Consider the following 9189-nt stretch of genomic DNA (forward strand, 5'->3'; position numbering starts at 1 on the left):
TAAAAAATCTGGTAAATGGTTTTTTTGGGTAGATGATACACTAAAAGAAGTAGACTACAAAGATTCTAAAATTGCTAGTGTACAAGAGTGGAAACAATCTACTGATGTAGCTATAAGAAATTAAGTTTATTTTTATTAAATTAAAGCAAAAAGGCACTCTGAAAAGAGTGCCTTTTTTTATTTTATAAAACTAATTTGATTAAAATTTAAAGCTATAACCTAAAGAAAATTCAATTCCTGGATCTCTTAATGAGAATATTTGATCATCTGCTCTAAAAGATTCTGATAAGCTTTCTTTCTTATCGTTTAATAGGTTGCTTATTTTTAATTCTATAGAAGAGTTTTTGGTCTCTCCAAAAGCTTTGTTTAATGTAAAGTTTAAACTGTTAAAAGGCTGTGTGTAAACATCAGGAACAATTCCTGTTCCAACAACCTCAAGTGTTTTACCTTGTACATTATAAAATAATCCTGTTTGTAAACCAATGTCTTCGTTGTTGTAGTCTAAACCAATATTTAATAAAAATGGTGATTGTCCTTGTAGGTCACGCTCTCTATCTATTGATTCTCCTTCTCTTGCAGCAAGTACTCTACGGTTATATTCTTGTTGAGACATTTCAAGTTTTGAACTTATTACAGATACGTTAGCATTGAATTTAAGGTCATTTAAACTTTCTAAAATAAAGCCTAATCGTTGTCTAAATTCAAACTCACCACCTATTACAGTAGCATTACCTAAATTAGCAGGTGTTAATTGGTTTGCTGCTGATTCGAAAAATGTAATTTCGATAGGGTCTTTAAAGTCTTTATAAAAACCACTTATTGCAAACATTTGACCTGAATCGCCATAACGCTCATACCTTAAATCAAAGTTGTTGATGTAAGAAGGAACCAAGTCTAAATCACCAATAAACAGTCTGTTAGTAATTGGGTCATAGATTTGTGAGTTCGATTGTTCCTTAAATGATGGTCTAGCTGTAGTACGATAGTAAGAAGCTCTTAAATTTACATTGTCATTTAAAGAATAAATTAAGTTTGCTGATGGGAAAAAGTCAAACTTATCTTGAACTTCTTCTCTTTCATAAACAATGTCTTCTTGAGTATCTGCACCAGTATAATAAGCTTTAAAATACTCAGTTCTTAAACCTAAAACGGTCTTGAATTTCTCGGTAATGTTAAACTCATTAGAAATGTAAGTTGAAGCAATGTTATGTTCACCTTCATAAGCGTTATCTGGATTAAACGTATCACCAAAGGTAATATGAGTTCCGCTATCAGAGTCAGGTGTCCAAATGTTTTGAGTAGCTAATAAGTTATCTACATTTCCGTTTTCAATAAATGAATCGTCTCCAGTTATTTGAAAAGTGAATGCATCAATACTAAAATCTCTAAACTTATATACATAGCTACCACCAAACTTTAATTGCGCAGGACTATTAAAAAGGTTGTATTTTTTCTTTAAGTCAATTTTACCAACCCAGTTTTCTTCTTGAAGCCATCTCCAAATTCTTATTGGGTATGTAGCAGTACTAGGACTAATAACAAATGTGTTATTGTCTGAAGGTCTCAATGGTGTAATACGATGATCTTTGTCGTACACTTTAGAAAAGGTAGGAGAAAGTTTCCAATCTAAATTCCATGCATTTTCGTCATTGCTAAATCTATGACTACCACTAAGCAAAAAGTTAGTTACAGAACGCTCAGTATAAGTAAGTGCATTTTTATAGATAGGTGCTTGAGCTCCACCAGTTCCATCTTCAGAGATCTCTTGGTTATATACACCTGCAGTTGATTCACCATTTTGAATATGTAGTGCATTAAATTTATACTTTGACTTTTTAGTCTTAAGAGATACACCAGCAAGTCCATTTAAAATAATATTGTTAATACCTTCAGATCCTCTTGAGCTTAATGTGCTGTTAAGTTGGTATTCAGAAGGGTCACCATTTTGTCTTATCCAAGCTCCATCTATTCTTTCTTCATAAAAAGTTGTTTCATTTTTGTAAGAAAAAGAGGTTTGGTAACCTAGTTTCATGTCATTACCTAAATCATACTGATCACCAAGTGTAAAACCTAAGTCAAAATTCATTCCACTATTTTCTTGCTTAGCAGCTAATTCTTTATTGAATTTATCTGTTAAAGAAGTTAATAACAATCTGTTTTCAAAAGTACCAGGTATAGGTTGGTATCTGTTTATTGGAAGGTTTCTTGTGCCATCGTCATAACCAAAAAAATCAGTATCACTACCAGTATATGTCAAGTATTTGTCATTAAAGTGCATATCAGGATTGTATCCCATACCTAGAGAAATTGAAGACTCAAATTTATTTGGGAAATCTTTTGTGATAATATCAACTACACCACCTGTAAAATCAGCAGGATACTCAGCAGAAGCAGACTTTAAAACTATTACATTATCAAGTATACTTGTTGGGAATAAATCCATTTGAATTGTGTTTCTGTCTGGATCTAAACCAGGAATATCAACACCATTTAAAATAGATTTGGTATAACGGTCTCCAAGACCTCTAACATACACATATTTTCCACCTTGAATAGAAACACCAGGTACACTTTTTACAGCCGTAGCTACTGAACTTGCTCCACTACTTTTAATGGATTGAGCAGAAAGACCATCTAATAAAGTCACAGACTTTTTTTGCATGTTCAATACTGCATTTTCAGTATTTCTTTTTACTGTTGTGGTTACTACAACGGTTTCAAGTGAGTTTGTACTTAAGGTAACATCAATTACAGTAATTTCGTTAGACTTGATAACAATTTCACTTATTTCTTGAGTGTCATAACCAACAAAAGAAAATATTAAAGTATAAGTTCCAGGTTCTAATTCTAATTCATATTTTCCATCAAAGTCTGAAGTTGTACCAGTAGTAGTGCCTTTTACAAGTATGTTTGCAAAAGCCATAGGCTCAACAAACTCACCATCCATTACTGTTCCGGCAACTTTACCCTTTTGAGCATAAGAAAAAGAAACTGCAAGAAAGAAAAAGAAAATAAATGTAGATATATTTTTTTTCATAATAAATATTCTATAAACAATTGTCCACCCTATTTTAGTGGACAATTGTTTTTTTTAAGGGAGTTAAAACGTTGTCTAGATTAATGTCTAGATTTATTGCAAAGCACCAGAAGCACTAGCATAAGTCCAGTCAAAGTCTGATAAATCAGCTCCAACTGTTTGAGATCCTAGAGTTACAGCAGTAGCTTCAGATCCAAAACCTGTTACTGTTACAGTTTCAGCTTTATTTACAAAGATGTCTTCTACGTTAGCAACACCTGTAGGTAACACAATTTCCCAGTTGCTAAAAGTTACTAAACCGTCGTTGTAATTTGTTGCAACACCATCGTTGTCTAATTCAACATCTGACTCAGCTTTAAATCCGTAAGCAAGAATATTGTTTGTAGCTCCCATTGCATTACTTCTATAGTCAGCATACTCACCATCAGCAGTTACAGTGTTACCAATAATAGTTGCGTTTTGTAAAGTAAAAGAACCTGTTAAAGAACCTTCAGGACCATCAATTTCAAATGCGTGGTCAGAAGCTTCTCCTAATACTACAACAGCGTTATCAATAGTACCAGAGTAAGCTTGGTCAATATCTAGAGCGTCATCTCCTTGTCCCCAAACTAATAAGTTAGAAGCGTTAACTGAACCACCAAAGAATTCAATACCGTCGTCTACGTTAGCAACAACTTCAATATTGCTAATAAGAGTTCCAGTTCCAACACCACCTAGAGTTAAACCGTTAATTTCGTTACCTTCTCCAATTAAAGCTCCACCATGACGAATAGAAATGTATTGTAATACACCAGAGTTGTCAGCAGCATCAGAACCACCATAAAGACCAAATGTATCATCAGCAGGAATACCTTCTATTTGAGCTTCAGTAATATCTCCAGAGAAAGAACATGGAGCATAACCCATAACTAATAATCCTCCCCAAAGACCTCTATCATTTACATCTAGGTTAGTACCAGCAGTTTCTCCACAAGTAATGTTATCACTTGTAGAAGTAAAGATAATTGGCTGAGAAGCAGTTCCTACAGCGTTTATTTTAGCTCCTCTAGCAATAATTAATGCAGAAGCTAATGAACCAGTTCCTGGAGAACCTTTAATTATTGTACCTGGTTGGATAGTTAAAGTAGCACCATTGTCTACTACTACTTTTTGGTTTAAAACATAAATGTTGTCGCTAGACCAAGTTGTGTCTGAAGTAATTGCTCCTGTTACAGAAACAGTAGGACAAATATCTCCTCCACCATCTCCACCACCTTGGTTGATGATTGTAGTTTCCTCAATAATAATAGGAGTATCGTCATCTTTAAAACAGCCAGTAAATACTAATGATAGCATTGTTAATACGGCTAAAGTTAATTTTCTCATTTTACTTTTTTTTAAAATAGTTTTGTTATATTAAATCGATGCTGCAAAGAAACTGTTGAACTGTAAAGACAAGGTTAATCAGAAGTTAAACATTGGTAATAAAAAAGTTATTTAAATGTTACCAAACCTTGATTTTTTGAGTTTCTCAAAACATTAAATTAACATTGAATTAGCTATCTTGCGAGCACTTAATAATTTACTTATGAACTGGGAACAATTACTCTCTTTAAAACGATTTGGTGATACTAATAAAAGGCTAAGAAAGGAGCAGGATGAGACTAGATTAGGTTTTGAGGTTGATTATGATAGGGTTATATTTTCTTCAGAGTTTAGAAGTCTTCAAGACAAAACTCAAGTTATTCCACTTTCTAAAACCGATTTTGTTCATACTCGTTTAACGCACAGTTTAGAGGTAAGTGTCGTGGGTAGGTCTTTAGGTAGAAAGGCAGGACAAAGGTTAATAGAGAAGCATCCTTATTTACAAAATATTCATGGTTATCAAGCAAATGATTTTGGAGCTATTGTTGCCGCAGCTGCTTTAGCGCATGATATTGGCAATCCACCTTTTGGACATTCTGGAGAAAAAAGTATAGGAGAGTTTTTTAAAACAGGTAAAGGTGTAAAATTTAAAGATAAACTTACGAAAAAGGAGTATCAAGATTTATGCGACTTTGAAGGAAATGCCAATGGCTTTAAAATATTAACCGAGAGTAGACCAGGTAGAGAAGGAGGTTTAAGGTTGAGCTATGCAACCTTAGGTGCTTTTATAAAATACCCAAAAGAGTCATTGCCTAAAAAGCCAACAACTCATATTGCTGATAAAAAATATGGCTTTTTTCAAAGTGAAAAATCAGTGTTTTTAGATGTTGTTAAAGAATTAGGCCTTGTAAAGCGAAGTAATGATAATGATATTAGTTTTAGTAGACATCCACTAACTTACTTGGTTGAAGCTGCTGATGATATATGCTACACTATTATTGATTTTGAAGATGGTATCAATCTTGGGTTAATACAAGAAGAATATGCGCTAGAGTATCTTATTAATCTTGTTAGAGGCTCAATTAACACTTCAAAATACCATGAATTAACGACCACACAAGATAGAGTTAGTTATTTAAGAGCTTTAGCCATTAATACATTAATTAACGAAGCTGTTGAATTGTTTATTGAAAATGAAGAAGCTATTTTGGGTGGAACATTTTCCAAAGCCTTATTGGATTTGAGCAAATACAAAGCTCAAATAAAGGATATTATTCAAATAAGCATTTCAAATGTTTATCAGTCTGATGAGGTGATTGATAAAGAGATTTCTGGTTATGAAGTCTTAAATCAGTTATTGAGTGTATATACTGATGCAGTCGACAATAAATTGAATAATTCACTTTCTAGTTTTAATAGTTTAGTTTTAAAATCATTACCAAAAACTGTTAATTTGAATGATGATAATCTTTACAGTTGCCTAATGGCTGTATGTAATTATATTTCTAAACTTTCTGACAGTAATGCAATTTTAACCTATAGAAAACTTAAAGGTAATCACCTATAAATACTCAAATTGTTAATATAAATGTTGATAATTTTCAACTGTTTTTTTTAAAGTGGTTGAATTAAGCCTGAACTTTGAGAGTATTGATGGGAAATTAAATAATTGCATTTCGTCGATAAAATTTGTATTTTAACGATGATTTGTTATATTTGTTAACACAATCCCATAAATCTACTAAGATGAAAAAAAATCTATTAGGTGCGATAGTTATATTTTTTGTAACAGTAGCGTTTTTGCTAATGATTGACGATATCTCTAAAAGCAAAAATTCACAGCATGTACAAAATATTGATATGTACAATGTAGATCAGCAACCAGATTTAGCTACTACTGATACTGAGGAATAGGTCTTCAATAGTTTTAACCAAGCTATCTACATCCATTTTAGAAACCTTTTGTAATTGGTCAACAGTTCCATGTTGAATAAATTCATCAGGAATACCAACAATTTCTGTTTTTGCTGAGTAATCATATTTAGACTTAAACTCTAAAACTGCACTACCAAAGCCACCAACTACTGTTCCGTCTTCAACTGTTATTACAGCTTTAAATGTTTTAAAAATATGATGCAATAAACTCTCGTCAAGTGGTTTTACAAAGCGCATATCAAAATGAGCAATTGTATCAGTATGCTTGCAGTTTTCAATAGCATTTTCAACGTTTTTGTAAATAGAACCAATACTTAAAACAGCAACGTCTTTACCTTCTTTTAGTTGAATACCTTTACCTATTTGTAAAGCTTCAAAAGGGGTTTTCCAATCTATTACACTACCTCGTCCTCTAGGATACCTTATGGCAATTGGTTGGTCTAAACCTAATTGCGCAGTGTACATAATATTGCGTAATTCAATTTCGTTTCTAGGTGCAAAAACAATTAAATTAGGGATACATCGTAAGTAAGCCAAATCAAAAACACCATGATGTGTCGCTCCATCTTCACCAACCAATCCTGCTCTGTCCAAGCAAAAAATGACTGGAAGATTTTGAGTGGCAACATCGTGTATTACTTGGTCGTAAGCACGTTGTAAAAATGTAGAATAGATATTACAAAACACTGTAAAACCTTGAGTAACCAAACCAGCAGCAAAAGTTACTGCATGTTGTTCGGCAATACCAACGTCAAAAGCACGTTTAGGAAATTCTTTCATCATGTATTTTAATGAACTTCCGGTAGGCATCGCAGGAGTAATCCCAATTATGTTTTTGTTGTTTTTTGCAAGCTCAACAATAGTTAATCCAAATACATCCTGAAATTTAGGAGGTTGGCTAGAACCCGATTTAACAATCAGTTCTCCTGTTTTAGCATTGAACTTTCCAGGAGCGTGATATTTTACTTGATCGTTTTCAGCTTGCTTTAACCCTTTTCCTTTAGTAGTTATTATATGAAGAAACTTTGGTCCTTTAACGGTTTTTAGTCTGTTGAGTTCTGAGATTAAAAGCGGTAAATCATGTCCATCAACAGGCCCTGAATAGTTAAAGTTTAGAGCTTCAAAAATATTGTCTTGCTTTTGAGTGCCTTTTTTTACGTTGGTTAAATACTGTTTTAAAGCGCCAACACTTGGGTCTATTCCAATAGCATTGTCGTTTAAAATCACCAACAAATTAGCATCAGTTACGCCAGCATGATTAAGACCTTCAAAAGCCATTCCGCTTGCAATTGATGCATCGCCAATGACTGCAATATGGTGTTTGTTTTCATTCTTTAACTGAGAAGCAATTGCCATTCCTAAAGCTGCTGATATTGATGTAGAAGAATGCCCAACACCAAAGGTGTCAAACTCACTTTCACTACGTTTAGGAAACCCACTAATACCACCAAATTGCCTATTGGTGTCAAAAATGGTTTTTCTGCCAGTTAAAATTTTATGCACATACGCTTGATGACCAACATCCCAAACCAAAATATCATCAGGTGTATTAAATACGTAGTGTAACGCTATTGTAAGTTCTACCACACCAAGACTAGCACCAAGATGTCCTTCTTTAGTTGCGATAATGTTAATGATAAATTCACGCAGTTCTTTAGCAAGTTGAGGTAAATCATCAACTGATAATTGACGTAAATCCTTAGGAACGTTAATATGGTCTAAATGTCTTTTTTGCACTGTACAAAAGTACAAGAATTAATTAGTCTTTAATATCAAAAATAATAGGTAAAGAATATATTGATGCAACATTTTTATCGCGCTGTTTTGCTGGAATAAATTGAGGAAGTAGCTCCATAACTCGTGTGGCTTCTTTATCAAAATAAGGATGAGGCGACCTTGATCTTACTATAATATCTTTTGTAATTCCTTGCTCATCTATAGTGAATTGGACATAAATTTTTTGTTTGCCAGATAAGCCTGCTTTTTTTGCGTTTTCTATATCAAAGTTTTTTTCAATAAACTCTCTTAGTCGTTTGTTAAGATATTTTTTCTGTCCTTGAATAGATAAACTGTCAGGAGTGTTTGGGAATTGTGGATGAGAATTAATAATCATTCCAACAACAATATCAGTTACATCCTCTTCATCTTCCATCTGTTCTTCAACTTCAATAATTTCTCCAGTTACATTAGGAATAGGGCAAAAAGGAGGAGCAGTAATTTCTGTAGAATCTTTTTTTGATGTCTTTGATGAAGCTTTATCTGTTTTTTGGTTTTCATCAACTTCAACAACTATACCAGTTAACGTAGGCTTTGGTGGCGGTTTAATGCCTTTAATAGTGTCTTTTTTTGACTTCTTTTCTAGAGTTTCATTAAGTATATGTTCAACATCTTTATCAATTTCTCCCATTTTTTCAATAGTGTCTGTTTTTGTATCTATCAACTCAATGCTTTCAATTTTCTTAGTTTTGCCTTTTTCATCAGCACAACTAAAAATAGTGGTTCCCATAGCTAATAATAATGCCAATAAGAACATTTTATGAAAACTCAGTGTTTGGTCAAAAACACTTTGAGACACTTTTAGGTTAATAGTATCTAATTGACTTTGTTTAATGTGTCCACAAATACGTTGGTGCTTGTTGGTATAGATAAAGTCTTGAATGTCATCAGTGGTCATATTTGTAAAGTCGACAACGGTTTTGGAGCAAGATTGACAAAAACGTCCTTTTTCATTAGGCGTCATTTTCATCCAGTTTTCATGACATGGTTTGGGAATGGAAATTGAATAGTGAGGTTTCATAATTAATAGCTTTGTAGTTTGAATATCAAATTTCTTGCCGATTTGTTTTTGATTCAATTAGAATTGTATTTTTACA

6 protein-coding genes are annotated in these 9189 nt (G+C 33.0%); 2 read left to right on the plus strand and 4 right to left on the minus strand.

Going from position 1 to position 9189, the window contains the following annotated elements:
* Window positions 1-199: 199 nt before the first annotated feature.
* On the minus strand, window positions 200-3037 hold the full coding sequence (locus ACQ0RB_RS15515; protein WP_131508766.1) for a TonB-dependent receptor: 2838 nt from the start codon (window positions 3035-3037) through the stop codon (window positions 200-202).
* A gap of 93 nt (window positions 3038-3130) precedes the next feature.
* Window positions 3131-4402 (minus strand): hypothetical protein, encoded by a 1272-nt coding sequence (locus tag ACQ0RB_RS15520; RefSeq protein ID WP_131508767.1) that lies wholly within the window; start codon window positions 4400-4402, stop codon window positions 3131-3133.
* A 202-nt stretch (window positions 4403-4604) separates the two neighbouring features.
* Between ACQ0RB_RS15520 and ACQ0RB_RS15525 the strand changes: the two genes are divergently transcribed.
* Both ACQ0RB_RS15525 and ACQ0RB_RS15530 read left to right on the plus strand, forming a co-directional pair.
* Window positions 4605-5948 carry a deoxyguanosinetriphosphate triphosphohydrolase gene (locus tag ACQ0RB_RS15525; RefSeq protein WP_430497612.1) on the plus strand — a complete coding sequence of 448 codons (1344 nt, stop codon included), beginning with the start codon at window positions 4605-4607 and terminating at the stop codon, window positions 5946-5948.
* A gap of 179 nt (window positions 5949-6127) precedes the next feature.
* Entirely contained in the window at window positions 6128-6295 is a 168-nt protein-coding gene (locus tag ACQ0RB_RS15530; protein WP_161566756.1) for a hypothetical protein, read from the plus strand.
* On the opposite strand, the gene ACQ0RB_RS15535 is transcribed toward ACQ0RB_RS15530, so the two are convergent.
* The gene (locus ACQ0RB_RS15535; protein WP_430499594.1) at window positions 6269-8053 is read right to left on the minus strand and encodes a 1-deoxy-D-xylulose-5-phosphate synthase; all 1785 of its coding nucleotides are present in this window, start codon (window positions 8051-8053) and stop codon (window positions 6269-6271) included. The two genes, ACQ0RB_RS15530 and ACQ0RB_RS15535, sit on opposite strands and share 27 nt — an antisense overlap.
* Before the next feature lie 22 nt (window positions 8054-8075).
* Window positions 8076-9113 carry an energy transducer TonB gene (locus ACQ0RB_RS15540; RefSeq protein ID WP_430499596.1) on the minus strand — a complete coding sequence of 346 codons (1038 nt, stop codon included), beginning with the start codon at window positions 9111-9113 and terminating at the stop codon, window positions 8076-8078.
* Window positions 9114-9189 lie beyond the last annotated feature (76 nt).

It is taken from the genome of Gaetbulibacter sp. PBL-D1 (assembly GCF_050509525.1).
Taxonomy (GTDB): Bacteria; Bacteroidota; Bacteroidia; order Flavobacteriales; family Flavobacteriaceae; genus Gaetbulibacter_B; species Gaetbulibacter_B jejuensis.